Raw genomic sequence first — 17,688 nt, forward strand, 5'->3', positions numbered from 1 at the left:
GACGCTGAACGTCAGTGGTCCGGGAATTCTATCCGCCGCTGTTTTTCCTCGGCCCACTGCGCTCCCAGCAGCGTAAGCTGTTGATGCACCTGCCGCCAGCGCGTGGAGCCGAGCAGTTCCTTACGGGAAATCACTCCCCGATGGTATAACGTCTCGAGAACGTCGACTTTGATCGGTGACAGATTATCCAGCACCTTGATGGCCCCGGCGCGGTTATTGCACACCAAAATCATATCGCAGCCGGCATCCAGCGAAGCCTGCGCCCGCTCGGCATAGCCCCCCATCACCGCCGCGCCTTCCATGGAGAGATCATCGGAAAAAATAATACCGGCAAAGCCCAGCTCGCGGCGCAGAACCGTCTTCAGCCAAAAAGCGGAAGCGCTGGCCGGCAGGGGGTCCGCCTCGGTATAAACCACATGGGCGGGCATAATGGCGTCCAGCGCGCCGCGCGCGACAAGCGTGGTAAAGACGTGCATATCATGGGCGCGAATCTCGTCCAGGGGACGGCCGTCGACGGGCGTTTCCTTATGCGAGTCGGCGGTCACCGCCCCGTGGCCGGGGAAATGCTTGCCCGTGGCCTTCATGCCGGCCTGATGCATGCCGGCGATAAAATTTTCCGCCAGCTCGATGGCCGGCTCCGCCTGATGGTGAAAGGCGCGTTCGCCGATAGCCAGGCTGCCATGCCCGATATCCAGTACCGGCGCAAAACTGATATCGATATCCATGGCGGTCATTTCCGCCGCCATCAGCCAGCCGGCGTCGCGGGCCAGGGCCGTCGCCTGCGCCATGGGGCGCAGCGCCGCATACGCCTGGGCGGCGGGCAGGAGGGTAAATCCTTCACGAAAACGCTGTACCCGGCCCCCTTCCTGGTCCACCGCCACCACCAGCCGCTGGCGCGACGCGCGGCGAATTTGCGCTACCAGCGCTGCCAGCTGATCGGGATCGTGATAGTTGCGGGTAAAAATAATCACGCCGCCCACCATCGGGTGCTGCAATATTTCACGCTCTTCGTTATCCAACTCATAGCTGGCGACATCTAACATCAATGGACCCACGACAACCTCGTTCAAAACGGTAAACCCAAATGGCGGCGCAGCGGCGCCGCATGCCGCAAAAAATGCCGTTGGCGCGTTTGCCGCCAGCGGACTTCGTACCACATCAACATCAGGTAATCGACCCACGGCGCCCAGGCGGCAATGCGCCGCCGGAGAACGGCCGTGGCATAGCCAGGGGAGCTTGAGCCGGCCTGGTAGGCGCGCAGGAAATCCGCCTGCAGACCTTCGTCCAGCCCGTTGCCGCGAAACAGCGCCGCCAGTTCCAGGGCGATATCGCCGTCGCCGGCGTATTCCCAGTCAATCAGCCGCAGCCCGCCGTCAGGCGCGCGCAGCACATTGCCGGGGTGGATATCCATATGCAACGGCGCGCAGCACAGCGGCGCGGGCATTTTGGCGCGCATAAACCGCTGCTGCAGCCGCAGCCAGGCCGGACAGCGGCGCGCCGGATCGCTGGCCTGCCAGTAGGCGGCGTACCGGGCCCGCAGGGCAATAGGATAACCGTGGCGCGGCCCGCGATGCAATTGCGCCAGCACGGCGGCAAGCTGGCCTCCGGCAACCGCCGCCTGCCACCCGGCCGGCGTCAGGCATTCCCCGGCAAGCCACTCCAACAGCAGCCATTGCGCCGTACCGGCCAGCGGCTTTGGCGCCGGGGTGCCGGCGGGCAAGCGCCGCAGCAGGCGATATTCCCGCCGCCGGTCCACGCCCAGCAGCCGTTCAGACGGCGTCGCTTCCCGCGCGATGAGATCCCCACCCGCGGCGCTGACCCGCCAGCTGGCGCCGGTCAGGCCATGCACCGGCGCCACCCTCCGGCCGGCGACATTCATCGCCGGCACCTGCGTCAACAGAACATCAAGGGAGACGCTACTCTTGCGCAAGCCCTTTACCCGACCAGACAATCTCGCCGGATTGCACCAGCATTAACTGCATCTCGATGTCGGGCAGTTTTGCATCGCCATTGGCGTCGCTGTAAAGCACATATTGCGCATTGAGATAGCGCGCCAACCCTACCGCCTTGCTGCGCGACTCCAGACTATCGTCCACCGACAGTCCCAGGGTCTGCTTGGCCGACGCCATCTGGTCCTGGCTGATGATGGTAAAGGTCTTATCCGCCGCCAGGGCGCTGTAGATTGCGGCGGTAGCTTTGCCGGTCTGTATGCTGCCATTGGTATTGTTTTTCATGCTATTGATCAACAGTACGCTGCCAGGCGCGATCCCCTGGGCGCCAAGCATTTGCTTGACCAGCGGCGCGACGCTTGCCGGCCAATCCAGAGTCCTGAGCTTAGGCGGCTGCGGTACCGGCTGCGGCTGTGGCTGCGACGGAACCGGCTCAGGCGCCGGCACCGGCTGGGCCGGTTCAATAGTGGCGGGCGGCTGCTCCGGTTCCGGCGCGCGCGTCGGACATCCGGTCAGCACCAGCGCGGCTAATGCGACAAAGAGATACTTTTTCATCATCCATCACTCAAACATAGGTTACAAAAACAGATAGAGGCGAACGCGCCTGGCCTCGAGATTACCGGTGATGGATTCAACGGTGACATCGGCGCCCGGCGGGATCACCAGTGTACGGGTAGCGGGGAAAGGCAGTACGTCCAGACCCTGCGGGTCGTACCAATAAAACCGGTAATTGACGGTAACGGCATGATCCTGTCCGTTGCCGATCGTGGCGTGCGCACGGCGGCGGCCCTGGTCGTCGCCGATGGTGGGCGCTTCGGCGGTAATCCCGGCCGTCATTACCGACGGATCCATAATCAGCGTCTGCCGATCGTTAATCATCAGCGTCTTGTTATGACTGGCGGTACAACCCGTGATAAGCAGCAGCATGGCTAAAAACGGCGGCGTAAAACGCATAGGCCTCCCCGATTGCTTGTGTGTCCCATCGCCCTGCGGCCGCTCAAAAATTCACCAGCGGACCGAGCGCCCTGCCGCCGAGAAGATGCATATGCAGATGATAGACTTCCTGGCCGCCGTGGCGGTTGCAATTGACTATCAGGCGAAAGCCGTCTTCGGCGATGCCTTCCTGCCGGGCAATTTTGGCGGCGGCGGTAAACATGCGGCCCAGCGCCGCCTCGTGTTCGGCGGTAACGTCGTTTACGGTTGGGATCAGGATATTGGGTACGATCAGGATATGGCTTGGCGCCTTGGGGGTAATATCACGAAAGGCAGTAACCAGTTCGTCTTGGTAAACGATTTCCGAGGGTATTTCCCGGCGAATAATTTTACTGAAAATAGTTTCTTCAGCCATGACATCTTTCCTTGTATCAAAACAGGTTAGTGCATGGAGTATGAGCGACTTACCCCCATTATTTCAACCTTGGGATGGTTTTATTACAGCGAGGGACGGTACGCGCGGGTACGGTGGGCAAAAGCATCAATGGCGTGCACATGTTATCGGCAGACTATAAGGGAGGCCTTCGCCCCCCTGTGGTACTGCCGCACGCGTTATAGCGCCATCATGACACGCTATGGCGCATATATTCATCCATATCGGTTTTCAGGTTATCCGACTTGGTGCCGAATATCGCCTGTACCCCGGAGCCGGCCACGACCACGCCGGCCGCGCCGAGCAATTTCAGCCCTGGCTGGTCCACCTTGGAAATATCCGCCACGCTGATGCGTAAACGGGTAATGCAGGCATCCAGGTTGGTGATATTGTCCCGGCCGCCGAACGCCTTGACCAGCGCTCCCGCCATTTCCGTGCCGCCCTGGGCGATCTGCTGGCTGCCTGTCGCTTCACGGCCGGGCGTTTTCAAATCCAGTTTGACAATCAATACCCGGAAAAGGGTGTAGTAAACCAGGCCGTAGAGGATACCCACCACCGGGAACAGCCAAATGCGGCTGCTGTTGCCGCTCAGCACCACAAAGTCGATCAGGCCGTGGGAAAAGCTGGTGCCGTCACGCATGCCGAGCAGGATACATATAGGAAACGCCAGGCCCGCCAGGATGGCGTGGATCACGTAAAGAATGGGGGCCACAAAGATAAAAGCGAATTCAATCGGTTCGGTAATGCCGGTCAGGAATGCGGTCAGCGCGCCGGAAATCATGATGCCGCCCACTTTGGCGCGGTTTTCCGGTTTAGCCGAATGCCAGATGGCAATCGCGGCGGCCGGCAGTCCGTACATCTTGAACAGGAAGCCGCCGGACAGCTTGCCTGCGGTGGGGTCGCCCGCCATATAACGCGGTATATCGCCATGGAACACCTGGCCCGCGGCGTTGGTGAACTCGCCCACCTGCATCTGGAACGGCACGTTCCAGATATGATGCAGGCCGAAAGGCACCAGCGCGCGTTCCACCAGGCCGTAGATGCCGAAGGCCACCACCGGGTTCTGGTATGCCGCCCATTGGGAGAAGTCCTGGATGGCCGACCCGATCGGGGGCCAGATAAAGGATAAAACGACGCCGAGCAGGATGGCGATCAGGCCGGAAATAATCGGCACGAAACGTTTACCGGCAAAAAAGCCCAGGTATTCCGGCAGCTTGATGCGGTAAAACCGATTGAACATATAAGCGGCGATGGCACCCGAAATAATGCCGCCCAATACGCCGGTGTCGGCCAGATGCTTAGCGGCGATTTCCTGCGCCGGCAGGCCGAGAACCAGTGGCGCCACTACCGCCATGGTTTTCACCATGATGCCGTAGGCCACTACCGCCGCCAGGGCGGAAACGCCGTCATTATTGGTGAACCCCAGCGCCACGCCGATGGCGAAAATCAACGGCATATTGGCAAAAACCGAACCGCCGGCCTCCGCCATGACATGGGAAACAACGGCGGGTATCCAGCTGAATTCAGCGGAACCGACGCCGAGCAGGATGCCGGCAATCGGTAATACGGATACCGGTAGCATTAGCGATTTACCTACTTTTTGCAGGTTGGCGAATGCGTTCTTAAACATAATGATGAATGCTCCTAGTAATAATGCCGGATCCGCCCGCGCCAGGGCGCGAGCTCAAATTGCGCTGGCTTTTTGTCTTATGAACCGCTGGGGTTGTATTTATTACGCAGTGTAAAATAAATCGCCGGCCGGGTGTTTGATGATAATCACGTTTCACTGACGCCGGCCAAACGCGCCATGACACCGGCGCCCATGGCCATGACGCGCGAGGTGATTAAAACATCCGCAACCCGCCCCGGCGCGCGTTTATTTCACCCCATTACGCGCTGGAAATACCGCCGGACTCAACTATGCGCGGCGAGGCGCGCGGGATCAACATGAAACAACCGGCCGAAATTCGCGGTGGTGGCCTGCGCCAGTTGTTCCACCGTCACGCCTTTCAGGCCGGCCATAAAATCGGCCACGTCCCGCACATAGGCCGGCTGGTTTTCCTTGCCGCGATACGGCACCGGCGCCAGATAAGGCGAATCGGTCTCCACCAGCAGCCGGTCGAGCGGAACATAGCGCGCCGCCTCGCGCAGCGCCTCGGCGTTGCGAAAGGTGACGATGCCGGAAAACGAAATATAAAAACCCAGGTCCAGCAGGGTCTTGGCGGTGGCGATATCTTCGGTAAAGCAATGCAGCACGCCGCCGCACTCCCCCGCCCGTTCTTCATGCAGGATAGCCAGCGTGTCTTCCCGCGCCGAACGGGTATGCACGATTACCGGCTTGTTCACGGCCCGGCCGATGCGGATATGCTCGCGCAGCGCCGCCTGCTGTTCGGCCTTATTATCCTGCTGGTAAAAATAATCCAGCCCGGTCTCGCCCAGGGCCACCACGTTGTCGCCCGCGGCCAGGCGCCTGAGTTCGGCAAAATCATAGGGCTCATCCAGATTCAGCGGATGGACGCCGCACGACATCAGCACCTCGTCGCGCTGGCCGATCAGTTCGCTCATCTTGCTAAAACCCGCCAGGGTGGTGGCCACAGCCAGCATCAGATGAACATCGCGCGCCTTGGCCTTGGCCACCACGTCGGCAACATCGCGATGCAGGGTCTCGTAATTCAACCCGTCAAGATGGCAGTGGGAATCGACTAAAAACATGACATTACCTTTTTATAGAGTCCAGGGATGGGTGCGCCCGTCCGGCGCGCCGTTTTCCCAGTTAAGCAATTGATTGGTCAGCAACAATTCGCGGTTAACACCGGCAATCTCCCGCCACTGCCGCCGGCACTGGAGCCACTGCTGCAATTGATGATGCAGGGCGCCGGGCTGGAATCGCGCGGCCAGCTCGCCCACCAGCGCCAGCTGATCCTGGTTGAGCATAAACCCGGCGGCGCCCTGTTGCCATTTCAGGGCGTCCGTGAGCAGGCTGAGCAGCCAGTATACCGGTTCGTCATCCTTGTCCTTGTTTAACAGCGGCAATAGCCTCAGAAAATCGCCGTCGGCAAGCGCGCGGCCCAGCCCGTCGCACAGCGCCGCACGTTCCGCCCAGCGGCCCGGCTGCAGAAGCTCCAGGGCGCCGACCGGCGCACCGCTGGTAAGCCGCAGCGCCGTGCGCGCCTGCTCTTGCGCCGTGATGCCCTGCTGCTGGAGCCACCGCAGGCCGGCCGGCTCTTCCGGCGACGGCAGGTGCCAGTACAGACAGCGGCTGCGCAGGGTGGGCAACAGGTGCGACGGTTCGCGGCAGCCGAGCAGGAAAAAGGTGCGGTCAGGCGGTTCTTCCAGGGTCTTGAGCAATGCGTTGGCCGCCGGCTCGGTCAGTATTTCACTGTGGGGCAACCAGACCACCTTGGCCCCGCCCTGCTGCGCATGATGGTAGAGCGGGTCGATAATCTGGCGGATATTATCCACCCCCAGGCTCAACCGCCCTTTCTCCGGTTCGGGCTGATAAAAATCGGGGTGGGTGCCGGCCAGCATCAGGCGGCAACTGTGGCAATGGCCGCAGCTTTTGATGCCGTCCGGCCGCTGGCAAATGAGCCAGCGGCTCAGGGCATAGAACAGCGATGACACGCCGCTGCCCTTGAGCGCATGGATAAGCAAAGCGTGATGGCCCTTGCCCTCCTGATAGCGGGCGAGAATCTGCCGGTAGGGCGTATTCAGCCACGGATACCATTTCACGGCCGGGACTCCGGCGCGTCCAGCCAGCGGTTCAGGCTGGCGCGCAGCGCGTCGCTAACCTGCGCCAGCGAACGGCTGGCGTCAATGGTAACGATGCGCGCATCCGCCGCGGCCAGGGCCTGGTAACGCGCCCGGATGCGGTCAAAAAAGGCCAGCGACTCCTGCTCGATGCGATCAAGCTCGCCGCGCGCCCGCGCGCGCTGAAGGCCAATGGCCGGGGGGAGATCCAGGTACAGGGTTAAATCGGGGCGGAAATCCCCCAGCACCAGGTCGCGCAGCGCCGTCAGCAGTTGCGGATCCACGCCGCGGCCGCCGCCCTGGTAAGCCTGGGATGAGAGATCGTGGCGATCGCCGATTACCCACGCGCCACGCGCCAGCGCGGGTTTGATCACATTCTCCACCAACTGGACGCGCGCGGCGTACAGCATCAGCAGTTCCGCTTTATCGGTTACCGGCTCGTTGTCGATACCGTCCTTGATTAAGCGGCGCAACGCTTCCGCCAGCGGGGTTCCGCCCGGCTCGCGGGTAAAAACCACATCAGTGATGCCACGGGCCCTGAGCGTCTCCACCAGCACGGCGATGGCGCTGGTTTTCCCGGCGCCCTCAAGCCCTTCAATCACGATGAATTTACTGTCCATGGTTTTCCTTTACGCTTTCACGATATTGCTGTACGGCTTGATTATGGCTTGCCAGGTTGGTGCTGAAAATATGGCCGCCCTTGCCGTCGGCGACAAAATAAAGATACGACGTCTTGGCAGGATGCGCGGCGGCCTCAAGCGACGCCTGTCCCGGCATGGCGATCGGCGCGGGGGGCAGTCCGGTAATCAAATAGGTATTATACGGCGTTGGCGTCGCCAGGTCTTGCTTGCTGATGATACCTTTATAGCTCTCGCCCATGCCGTAGATCACCGTGGGATCGGTTTGCAGGCGCATGCTCAGGCGCAGGCGGTTGATGAATACCGAGGCCACCTTGGGGCGTTCGTCCGCCACACCGGTCTCTTTTTCCACAATCGAGGCCATGGTCAGCAAATCCAGCGGCGTCTTGTACGGCAGTCCCGGCGCCCTGTCCCGCCAGACTTCATCCAGCGTTTTATCCATCCGCTGTCCCGCGCGCTTTAACAAAGCGATATCGGGGGTTTGCGCGGTATACAGATAGGTATCGGGATAAAAGCGCCCTTCCAGCGTGGACGATGGCTCCCGGCCCAGCAGGCCGGCTACCTGATCCGCCGCCACCCCGTCCAGGGTATGTTTCAGGTAAGGCGCCTTGGCGATAATGGCCAGCCACTCCTTAAACGTGGACCCCTCGACAAAACGGATGGAAAACTGGGCTTCCCGGCCGCTGGCTAATAACGCCAGCATCTGGCGCACCGTCATGCCGGGTATAAACCGGTAAGTGCCCGCCTTGAAGCTGGCCAGCTCCGGCTCCAGTTGCCACAGCGCCGGCAGCCAGCGGGTACGCTTGACGATATGCTGCTGGCGCAGCGCGGTTTTCAGCCCCTCGCGCCCGGTGCCGGCGGGCAAGGTAAAAATAGTCTCTTGTTTAATGACCAGCGGCGACGCGGCGAAATGCTTGACCTGGTACAGGCAAAACGCGATGCCGGCGGCCAGCAGGAGGATAATGGCGATAAAAAACGTTTTTTTCATGCAATAACTCAGTTAACAGTGCGGGCTGACGAAGTCGAACAGGGCCCTGGCGGGATAGCGGCGCTGCGCGATACGGTTGACCGGCAATACCGGCATCAGCGCATTGCAAATGATCACTTCCTCGGCGTCATCGAGCGCGGCGGCCGGCGCCTCGACCTGTTGCAGGCTGAACGGCGAGGCCGCAAGCAGGCGCATGATATGACGCCGCATAACCCCCGCCACGCCGGCATGGGTCAGCGCCGGTGTATAAACCCGATCCCCGGTGCGCCAGAAAATATTCGCCGCGCAGCATTCAACGATAAAACCCTGCGTATCAAGCACCAGCGCCTCCTCGGCGACGGCATCCCGGTCCAGGTGAGCGCGGATTAATACCTGCTCCAGGCGGTTAAGGTGCTTTATGCCGGCCAATAGCGGACCGCGGGCCAATCTGACTGGACTCAGGGCAAGGCTGACGCCGCTTTCGCGCCAGGCGACATAATGCGCCGGCGCGGCCGTATGGGACATAATACGTAACGGCGCATCGCAACCGGCCGCGCTATACCCCCGGCCGCCGCTGCCGCGGCTGATGAGTACTTTGAGCACGCCTTGCTGTCGGAGTTCCGCCACCCGGCGCATTTCGCTGGTTAATAACCCGCGGTCCAGCGGCGCAAACAACAACCGCTCGCCGGCCTCGGCCAGCCGGTCCAGATGGTAGGGCAGTAAATCGATCGCACCCGCGCGTATGCGCGCGGTGGTAAAAAAACCGTCGCCGAATTGGGTGGCGCGATCGTTTACGGGCAATTGGCGCCGGGGTTTTCCGTTGATCCAATACATAGTTCACCTGGTAAGCGGTCGCCGATGCGGCAATGATAAAAAAATGGCCCGATAAACGGGCCATTAGGCATCACTCTACGATTATATCCGGCGGAATACCAGTGACCCGTTGGTGCCGCCGAAACCGAATGAGTTGCATAACGCATATTCCATTCCAGGCACCTGACGAGCTTCATGGGGCACAAAATCCAAATCGCACTCGGCGTCAGGGTTGTCCAGATTAATGGTGGGCGGAATAGCCCGATCGCGCAGCGCCAGTATGCTGAAAATAGACTCTATCGCCCCGGCGGCGCCCAGCAAATGCCCGGTCATCGATTTCGTGGAGCTGATCATGACCTTGTACGCATCCTGGGCGAACACGGATTTCACCGCGTAGGTTTCAGCTTTATCACCCACCGGCGTGGACGTGCCGTGCGCGTTGATATAGCCGACCTGCGACGGGGTGATGCCCGCGTCACGCAGGGCGTTGACCATGGCCAGCGCCGCACCCGCGCCGTCTTCCGGCGGCGAGGTCATATGATAGGCATCGCTGCTCATACCAAAACCCACCACTTCGGCGTAAATTTTCGCACCGCGCTTTTTAGCATGCTCGTACTCTTCCAGCACCATGACGCCGGCGCCGTCGCCCAGCACAAAGCCGTCACGGTCACGATCCCAGGGGCGGCTGGCCGCCTGCGGGTTATCATTACGGGTAGACAGCGCGCGCGCGGCGCCGAAACCGCCGACGCCCAAGGGCGTGCTGCCTTTTTCAGCGCCACCGGCCAACATGACATCCGCATCGTTATAGGCGATTATCCTGGCGGCATGGCCGATATTGTGCACACCCGTGGTACAGGCCGTCGCCACGCAGATACTTGGTCCGCGCAGTCCGCACATGATGGTCAGGTGCCCGGCTATCATGTTGACGATGGTGGAAGGCACAAAAAAAGGACTGATTTTGCGCGGTCCGCCATTCACCAGGGCGGTATGATTTTCTTCAATCAATCCCAACCCGCCGATGCCCGAGCCGATTGCCGCACCGATACGCGGCGCGTTTTCCTCGGTGACCACCAAGCCGGAATCCTGCATGGCCTGGATGCCGGCCGCAATGCCGTACTGTATGAAAATATCCATCTTGCGCGCATCTTTGCGCGACAGATAATCTTCACAATTAAAATTTTTCACTAAGCCAGCAAAACGTGTTGCATAGGCAGTAGTATCAAAATGGTCGATCGGGCCGATGCCACTCTGTCCGGCTAGGAGCGCGCTCCACGTAGATTCTACGGTATTGCCGACAGGAGACAACATGCCAAGTCCGGTCACAACTACTCGACGCTTAGACACGCTTGTCCTCCAAGGAGGGAAAAAAGACACTGTGTGGGACAAAAAACTTAGGCGGTCGAATGACCGCCTAGGGATGTTCGCTTACTGCTGGCTTGCCTGAATAAAATCAATAGCTGCCTGGACAGTAGTGATTTTTTCAGCTTCTTCGTCCGGAATTTCTGTATCAAATTCTTCTTCCAGCGCCATTACCAGCTCAACGGTGTCGAGAGAATCAGCGCCGAGGTCATCGACAAAAGAAGCATTGTTTACGACTTCTTCTTTCTTAACACCCAGTTGCTCAGCGATGATTGCCTTAACGCTTTCTTCGATAGTGCTCATACTCTTAAATTTCCTATCAAAACTCGCTTTCGCGATGGTTTTCGTAGTGTATAAAATGTTGAAAAAGATGCAACTAAATCCCGGCTGGTCAAACCACGATTTTATGCTATTTTGCGGTGTTTACCACAAATAACGCAAATGATTTTCGTGCTTTTTACAGCATATACATGCCGCCGTTGACATGTATCGTTTCACCGGTAATGTATGCCGCCTCGTCAGAGGCGAAAAAAGCAACAGCACTGGCAATTTCTTTCGGATCGCCAAGACGATTTGCCGGAATCCGGGACAAAATGTCCGCACGGTGGTCATCTGTCAACGCATCTGTCATATCAGTCGCAATAAAACCGGGCGCCACCACGTTTACCGTAATGCCGCGCGAGGCGACTTCACGGGCCAACGATTTGCTAAAGCCGATCAATCCGGCTTTGGCGGCGGCATAATTCGCTTGCCCGGCGTTACCCATAGAGCCTACAACAGAACCGATAGTAATGATTCTGCCGTAACGCTTTTTCATCATCGCGCGCATTACCGCCTTGGACATGCGGAAAACGGATGTCAGGTTTGTATCAAGGATAGACTGCCATTCGTCTTCTTTCATGCGCATCAGAAGATTATCACGCGTGATTCCGGCATTATTCACTAAAATATCAGCTTCGCCAAATTCTGCGCGCATTTTCTCTAAAAGAGAATCAATGGATGCGATGTCAGAGACATTAAGTTGCAGCCCTTTGCCCCGGTTGCCCAGATAGGCGCTGATGGCGTCGGCGCCCTGCTCGCTGGTGGCCGTGCCTATGACTGTTGCGCCGCGTTCGGCCAGCAATTCAGCGATAGCGCGACCGATTCCGCGGCTGGCGCCGGTGACCAGGGCGATTTTACCTTCAAAGCTCATTGCATTCCCCATGATTATTGCCCAAGCGCCGCTGCCAGCGACGCCGGATCGTTTACCGCCGCGCCGGAAAGGGTGTCGGCGATGCGTTTGGTCAAGCCGGTGAGCACTTTGCCCGGCCCCGCTTCCAGCACCTGGTCGACCCCTTGCGCGGCAAGGTATTGCACCGTTTCAGTCCAGCGTACCGGATTATACAGCTGGCGCACCAGGGCCAGGCGTATCGCGTCCGGATCCGTCTGCGCCACCACGTCGACATTATTCACCACCGGCACCCTAGGCGCGGAAAAGGCGATGTCCGCCAATGCCAGCGCCAGCTTATCCGCCGCGGGTTTCATTAACGCGCAATGCGAAGGCACGCTGACCGGCAGCGGCAGCGCACGCTTCGCGCCGGCCGCCTTGCAGGCCGCGTTCGCGCGCTCGACCGCCTCTTTATGGCCGGCGATAACCACCTGTCCGGGAGAATTGAAATTAACCGGCGACACCACCTGTCCCTGCGCCGACTCGCGGCAGGCCTGCTCAATGGCGGCATTGTCGAGGCCGATAATGGCCGACATGGCGCCGATACCCGCGGGCACGGCTTCCTGCATCAGTTTGCCGCGCAGTTCCACCAGCCGCACCGCCTGGGCGAAATCAAGCACCTCCGCGCAGACCAGCGCCGAGTATTCGCCCAGGCTATGGCCGGCCAGCCATGACGGCTGTTGTCCGCCCTGCTGCTGCCAGACGCGCCAGATGGCCACCGAGGCCGCCAGTAGCGCCGGCTGTGTCTGCCAGGTTTTATTCAGCTCTTCCGCCGGGCCTTGCTGGGTCATCTGCCAGAGATCATAACCTAAAGCGGCGGACGCTTCTGCGAAGGTGGCCTCAACCAGCGGAAATTGTGCCGCCAGTTCCGCCAGCATACCGACGGTCTGGGATCCCTGGCCCGGGAATACCATTGCCAATATTGTCATTTTTTTTTAATTCCTGTTAATTCAAAACCGAATCAATGCCGAGCCCCAGGTAAAGCCGCCGCCGAACGCCTCCAGCATCACCAGCTGCCCGCGCTTAATACGGCCGTCGCGCACCGCCTCGTCCAACGCCAGCGGTACGGAGGCGGCGGAGGTATTGCCGTGCCGATCCAGGGTCACCACCACCTTATCCATGCTCATGCTCAGGCGTTTTGCCGTGGCGGTGATGATACGCAGGTTGGCCTGGTGCGGCACCAGCCAGTCCAGCGCCGAGTGGTCCAGTTGATTGGCGTTCAGGGTTTCATCGACGATATGGGCCAGTTCGGTCACCGCCACCTTGAACACTTCATTGCCCGACATGGTCAGGAACGCAGGGGCCGTCGGATCGATGCGGCTGTGGTACGGCAGGGTCAATAGATCGCCATAGCGCCCGTCCGCGTGTAAATGGGTCGATAAAATGCCAGGCTGTTCGGAGCGGCCGAGCAGCACCGCGCCCGCGCCGTCGCCAAACAGGATCAGCGTACCGCGATCGCTGGGATCGAGGGTGCGGCTCAGGGTATCGGAGCCGATCACCAGCGCATAATCCACCGCGCCGTGTTTAACATATTGATCCGCCACGCTCAGGGCGTAGGCAAAACCGGCGCAGGCCGCGGCCATATCGAAAGAGATGGCGTCCCGAAGGCCTAGATGATGCTGGATTTCGCACGCCGAGCTGGGGAAGGCATTGCTCGACGAGGTGGTGGCGACGATGATCAAACCGATCTTGCCCACCTCGACGTCCGCCATTTCCAGCGCGCGCTGCGCGGCGATGAAACCCATGGTGGAAACGGTTTCATCCACCCCGGCGATACGGCGTTCACGAATACCGGTACGCGTTACGATCCATTCGTCGGAGGTATCGACCATTTTTTCCAGGTCCGCATTCGACCTTATTTGTGCCGGCAGATAACTGCCGGTACCGAGAATCTTTGTATACATGTACGCTTAATCACTCTTGGGTAATACCGCATCTAGGCGAGCGGCAATCCGCTCGGGAATCCGCCGCTCCACCGCTTGCATTGCCTGATCGATAGCGACAGCGAACGCGCGCTGATTCGCCGCCCCGTGGCTTTTGATCACCGTGCCACGCAAACCTAACAGGCAAGCGCCATTATATTGGTCAGGATTAAGATGGCCGAATTGGCGCGCGAGGCGTTTTTTCACCCAGCGTTTGACAAGTTTCATCAGCCAACCCTGCCTGCCGCCGTCCCCTGAGGATTTAAGCAAAGACAGAAAAAGTCTTATCACCCCTTCCATGGTCTTTAATGTGACGTTGCCGACAAACCCATCACAGACCAGCACATCGGTCTTCCCTGTCAGCAACTCGTTGGCTTCAAGATAACCTATATAGTTGATTGACGGAATACTTCTCAGTATCGCCGCGGCCTGGTGGATATTATCGAGACCCTTGGTCTCCTCCTCGCCGATATTAAGCAGCGCCACCCGCGGGTTAGCCACGCCCACGATATCCTCCGCCATCACCGCGCCCATAATGGCGAACTGGGCCAGCATCTCGCCATCGCATGCCACATTGGCGCCGAGGTCCAGCACGACCGTCTTGCCCCGCTGCTGGTGCGGCAGCACGGTCATCAACGCCGGACGCTCGATGCCGTCCAGCGGTTTAAGCAACATTATCGCCAACCCCATCAACGCCCCGGTGTTGCCGGCGCTGACACAGGCCTGGGCCTTTCCATCCTTGATCAGCTCAAGCATGATGCGCATTGAGGTGCCGCGGCTGGCCCTGATGGCCTGGGATGGTTTGGCGTCACCGGCAATAACAGATTCGGCGGGAACAACCGTCAATCGCTCAAGTAGAACGGAATCAGTTTTTGCCAGTAAAGGATTTATCGCAGCGGGACTGCCGACAAGCAGCAATGCTAATTGCGGATGAGAAGCCAGTGCCTGCAATGCAGCAGGCACTGTTACGGCGGGACCGAAGTCGCCGCCCATAGCATCTAACGCCAGGGTTAGACGTATCAATGTATCGCCTTGGAATTACTTGGCGATAACTTTGCGACCGCGGTAGAAACCGTCGGCGGTGATGTGGTGACGCAGGTGGGTTTCACCGGAGACTTTGTCCACTGATACGGTAGAGGTGGTCAGCGCGTCGTGTGAACGGCGCATGCCACGGGTAGAACGGGTGGGTTTATTCTGTTGTACGGCCATGGACCTTACTCCTTAAATTACTTTCGCTTTAAACTGGCTAATACGGAAAACGGGTTAGGTTTTTCAACCTCGGACGGCAGCTTGCCGAACACCTGCTCCGCGTCGGACACTTCACAGTGTTCAGTATCATGAACCGGTGCGATCGGCAGCGAAAGAATAACTTCATCTTCAATCATTGCCAGCAGGTCTATCTCGCCAAAACCATCGACATAAACCGCCTCATACGCTTCCGGCAATGCCTCAGCCTGTTCGTCGGTGACAACCGGGCTGAAACAAAATGTCGTGTGCACCTGATGCGCGAACGGCTGGTTGCAGCGCTGGCACAGCAGCGTCACCGCTACGTCCGCACTGCCATCGATCACCGCCAGGCGCTGATTATCAATATTAAATGACAACGACGCCTGAACATCACTATCCACACTTACCACGGATTCGGCAATACGCTTTACCTGCTCAGGCGCATAGACACCAGCATAGTCCAGGCGTTTCTGTGCAGTACGGGCCGCATCGATAGTCAGGGGTAATTTTACTTTTTGCATAGGGCGCGCATATTAACTTTGTAACGGCATAGAGTCAAAGAAAAAGGCCATATTTACCTGCCTTTATCAATATTCGCTTCCGAAGCGGCGAACAGTTTAAAATGACGCACGGAAATACGCCATCGTTGGATGAAAAAATATGTGCAAAATTGTCTTGGCTTCATCGTCGCCGTTTCGCCGGGAGCTAATGGAAAAATTAACCCTGCCGTTTATCGCCGTCGCGCCGGACATCGACGAAACCAGGCTTGCGGACGAATCCGCAGACCACATGGTGCTGCGCCTGGCCGAGGGCAAAGCCCGCGCGCTGGCCGGCCGATACCCCGCTCATCTGATTATCGGCTCCGATCAGTGCTGCGTGCTTGAAGGCCGCATTACCGGCAAACCCCATACGCACGAAAACGCCGTCGGCCAGCTACGGCAAGCCAGCGGCCGGCGCGTGACGTTTTATACCGGCCTGGCGCTGCTTAACAGCCTGACGGGCAGGATCCAGCGTACGGTAGAACCCTTTCATGTCACTTTTCGCACCCTGAGCGAGGCGGAAATCGCGGGTTATGTGGCGCTGGACCAGCCGCTGCACAGCGCGGGCAGCTTCAAAAGCGAGGGGCTGGGCATCAGCCTGTTCGACGCGCTGGAAGGGCGCGATCCCAATGCGTTGATCGGCCTGCCCCTGATTGCGCTTGGCGGGATGCTGCGCAACGAGGGCATCAATCCCCTGCTCACGGACGCGCAGGCGCGCTTGCGCTAGCAGGGCCGCAGCAATCGCCGGCGGGATGGCGATACCGTCGCCCCATTTCCTGCGCGCCGCCTTATTTATCGTTGGCGCGCAGGTAAACCAGGCAATGGCGCAAGCCTTTATCCAGCGGCGCCTCTATGCGCATGGTCTCGCCGGTGGCGGGATGATCGAAGCGCAGGGCCGCGGCATGTAAAAACAGCCGGTGCAGGCCCGATCCCTTGAGCTGTTGATCAAATTGCGCGTCGCCGTAACGATCGTCAAAGGCAATCGGGTGGCCGGCATATTGGGCATGGACGCGTATCTGGTGCGTGCGGCCGGTCACCGGGCTGGCTTTTACCAGGGTGGCGTGCACAAAACGTTCTTCTACCTTGAAGCGCGTTTCCGAGGGTTTGCCGTCGCTGCCCACCCGCACGATGCGCTCGCCGCTGGCGAGGATATTTTTCAACAACGGCGCGCTGACCGTCTTGGTCTGCGACGGCCACTCTCCGGCGACCAGCGCCAGATAGTCCTTCTGCATGCCTTTCATGCGCAGCTGCTCGTGCAGTAAACGCAGGGCCGATCGTTTTTTGGCCACCAGCAGCACACCCGACGTATCCCGATCCAGGCGGTGAACCAGTTCCAGGAACCGGGCATCGGGGCGCAGCGCGCGCAGCCCTTCAATGACGCCGAAACTTAAGCCGCTGCCGCCGTGCACCGCCGTACCGGAAGGCTTGTTTAAAATCAGCAGGTGATCGTCTTCATACAGCACCGCTTCCGCCAGCGCCGCCACTTTGTCCAGCAGCGGCGAAACGGTGTTTTCATCCGGCGCGGACTGACGCACCGGCGGAATCCTGAGCTCATCGCCGTCCAGCAGCTTGTATTCGGGCTTGACCCGTTTTTTATTGACCCGCACTTCCCCTTTTCGCACGATACGATAAATCATGCTCTTCGGTACGCCTTTTAATCGGGTACGCAAAAAGTTGTCGATCCGCTGGCCTGCTTCATCCGCGGAAACGGTTATAAACTGTACGCCTGCATTATTTTCATTCATGGGACGCGATTCTAAATATACCGCCAGCATAGCGCCACTCCTTTTTCTGTGCTTAACTGTGCTTTAATTGGTAAAAAAGTTTTTCGGGTGGATTTCGGCTGCGCAGCAGGCAGGCCAGGCAGAAATGTAACCATAAGTCGGAATCTTGTTGCCAAGAGGTAAAGTCGCCTTGCTATATAGGTGTCAGCGGTGGAATAATGCATAAACTT

Annotated in this window: 21 protein-coding genes; 1 reads left to right on the forward strand and 20 read right to left on the reverse strand. The window is 59.2% G+C overall.

What is annotated here, in order from left to right:
* Nucleotides 1–11: 11 nt before the first annotated feature.
* The 19 genes from nagZ to yceD all read right to left on the reverse strand — a co-directional run bounded on the left by nagZ (nt 12) and on the right by yceD (nt 15,716).
* Nucleotides 12–1,055 (reverse strand): beta-N-acetylhexosaminidase, encoded by a 1,044-nt coding sequence (gene nagZ, locus ACL2XG_RS07720; protein ID WP_410015743.1) that lies wholly within the window; start codon nt 1,053–1,055, stop codon nt 12–14.
* Between the two features lie 11 nt (nt 1,056–1,066).
* Nucleotides 1,067–1,930: a phosphotransferase gene (locus ACL2XG_RS07725; RefSeq protein WP_413722433.1), complete on the reverse strand. Its 864-nt coding sequence runs from the start codon at nt 1,928–1,930 to the stop codon at nt 1,067–1,069.
* Nucleotides 1,917–2,504 carry a penicillin-binding protein activator LpoB gene (lpoB, locus tag ACL2XG_RS07730; RefSeq protein ID WP_410016580.1) on the reverse strand — a complete coding sequence of 196 codons (588 nt, stop codon included), beginning with the start codon at nt 2,502–2,504 and terminating at the stop codon, nt 1,917–1,919. The genes ACL2XG_RS07725 and lpoB overlap by 14 nt, the downstream gene beginning before the upstream one ends.
* Before the next feature lie 21 nt (nt 2,505–2,525).
* Entirely contained in the window at nt 2,526–2,903 is a 378-nt protein-coding gene (locus ACL2XG_RS07735) for a YcfL family protein (RefSeq protein WP_410015745.1), read from the reverse strand.
* Between the two features lie 43 nt (nt 2,904–2,946).
* Nucleotides 2,947–3,297, reverse strand: a complete 351-nt coding sequence (gene hinT / locus ACL2XG_RS07740; RefSeq protein WP_410015746.1) for a purine nucleoside phosphoramidase — start codon at nt 3,295–3,297, stop codon at nt 2,947–2,949.
* A 208-nt stretch (nt 3,298–3,505) separates the two neighbouring features.
* Nucleotides 3,506–4,945, reverse strand: a complete 1,440-nt coding sequence (gene ptsG, locus ACL2XG_RS07745) for a PTS glucose transporter subunit IIBC (protein WP_410015747.1) — start codon at nt 4,943–4,945, stop codon at nt 3,506–3,508.
* A gap of 284 nt (nt 4,946–5,229) precedes the next feature.
* Complete coding sequence (locus ACL2XG_RS07750) at nt 5,230–6,027, reverse strand: metal-dependent hydrolase (protein WP_413722432.1); 798 nt, start codon at nt 6,025–6,027, stop codon at nt 5,230–5,232.
* 12 nt (nt 6,028–6,039) lie between these two features.
* Complete coding sequence (gene holB / locus ACL2XG_RS07755) at nt 6,040–7,044, reverse strand: DNA polymerase III subunit delta' (protein WP_410015749.1); 1,005 nt, start codon at nt 7,042–7,044, stop codon at nt 6,040–6,042.
* Nucleotides 7,041–7,682 carry a dTMP kinase gene (gene tmk / locus ACL2XG_RS07760; protein WP_410015750.1) on the reverse strand — a complete coding sequence of 214 codons (642 nt, stop codon included), beginning with the start codon at nt 7,680–7,682 and terminating at the stop codon, nt 7,041–7,043. The genes holB and tmk overlap by 4 nt, the downstream gene beginning before the upstream one ends.
* Entirely contained in the window at nt 7,672–8,688 is a 1,017-nt protein-coding gene (gene mltG / locus ACL2XG_RS07765) for an endolytic transglycosylase MltG (RefSeq protein ID WP_413722431.1), read from the reverse strand. Before mltG ends, tmk begins: the two co-directional genes overlap by 11 nt.
* Nucleotides 8,689–8,700: 12 nt before the next feature.
* Complete coding sequence (pabC, locus tag ACL2XG_RS07770) at nt 8,701–9,501, reverse strand: aminodeoxychorismate lyase (protein WP_413722430.1); 801 nt, start codon at nt 9,499–9,501, stop codon at nt 8,701–8,703.
* 81 nt (nt 9,502–9,582) lie between these two features.
* Nucleotides 9,583–10,824: a beta-ketoacyl-ACP synthase II gene (gene fabF, locus ACL2XG_RS07775; RefSeq protein ID WP_410015753.1), complete on the reverse strand. Its 1,242-nt coding sequence runs from the start codon at nt 10,822–10,824 to the stop codon at nt 9,583–9,585.
* An 81-nt stretch (nt 10,825–10,905) separates the two neighbouring features.
* Complete coding sequence (acpP, locus tag ACL2XG_RS07780) at nt 10,906–11,142, reverse strand: acyl carrier protein (RefSeq protein WP_011410921.1); 237 nt, start codon at nt 11,140–11,142, stop codon at nt 10,906–10,908.
* A 154-nt stretch (nt 11,143–11,296) separates the two neighbouring features.
* Complete coding sequence (gene fabG, locus ACL2XG_RS07785; protein ID WP_410015754.1) at nt 11,297–12,031, reverse strand: 3-oxoacyl-ACP reductase FabG; 735 nt, start codon at nt 12,029–12,031, stop codon at nt 11,297–11,299.
* A gap of 14 nt (nt 12,032–12,045) precedes the next feature.
* Nucleotides 12,046–12,975 carry an ACP S-malonyltransferase gene (gene fabD, locus ACL2XG_RS07790; RefSeq protein WP_410015755.1) on the reverse strand — a complete coding sequence of 310 codons (930 nt, stop codon included), beginning with the start codon at nt 12,973–12,975 and terminating at the stop codon, nt 12,046–12,048.
* Between the two features lie 21 nt (nt 12,976–12,996).
* The gene (locus ACL2XG_RS07795; RefSeq protein ID WP_410015756.1) at nt 12,997–13,950 is read right to left on the reverse strand and encodes a beta-ketoacyl-ACP synthase III; all 954 of its coding nucleotides are present in this window, start codon (nt 13,948–13,950) and stop codon (nt 12,997–12,999) included.
* A gap of 6 nt (nt 13,951–13,956) precedes the next feature.
* Entirely contained in the window at nt 13,957–14,991 is a 1,035-nt protein-coding gene (gene plsX / locus ACL2XG_RS07800) for a phosphate acyltransferase PlsX (protein ID WP_413722429.1), read from the reverse strand.
* 15 nt (nt 14,992–15,006) lie between these two features.
* Nucleotides 15,007–15,177: a 50S ribosomal protein L32 gene (gene rpmF, locus ACL2XG_RS07805; RefSeq protein ID WP_162364591.1), complete on the reverse strand. Its 171-nt coding sequence runs from the start codon at nt 15,175–15,177 to the stop codon at nt 15,007–15,009.
* 17 nt (nt 15,178–15,194) lie between these two features.
* Nucleotides 15,195–15,716, reverse strand: coding sequence for a 23S rRNA accumulation protein YceD (yceD, locus tag ACL2XG_RS07810; protein WP_331122489.1), 522 nt, complete (start codon nt 15,714–15,716; stop codon nt 15,195–15,197).
* 139 nt (nt 15,717–15,855) lie between these two features.
* Here yceD and ACL2XG_RS07815 point away from each other — a divergent pair, with 139 nt between their 5' ends.
* Nucleotides 15,856–16,461, forward strand: a complete 606-nt coding sequence (locus ACL2XG_RS07815; protein ID WP_413722428.1) for a Maf family protein — start codon at nt 15,856–15,858, stop codon at nt 16,459–16,461.
* 61 nt (nt 16,462–16,522) lie between these two features.
* Here the strand turns inward: ACL2XG_RS07815 and rluC are convergent, their stop codons facing one another.
* Complete coding sequence (rluC, locus tag ACL2XG_RS07820) at nt 16,523–17,479, reverse strand: 23S rRNA pseudouridine(955/2504/2580) synthase RluC (protein ID WP_410015759.1); 957 nt, start codon at nt 17,477–17,479, stop codon at nt 16,523–16,525.
* Between the last annotated feature and the right edge of the window lie 209 nt (nt 17,480–17,688).

Source organism: Sodalis sp. RH24 (genome assembly GCF_047324145.1).
Taxonomy (GTDB): Bacteria; Pseudomonadota; Gammaproteobacteria; order Enterobacterales; family Enterobacteriaceae; genus Acerihabitans.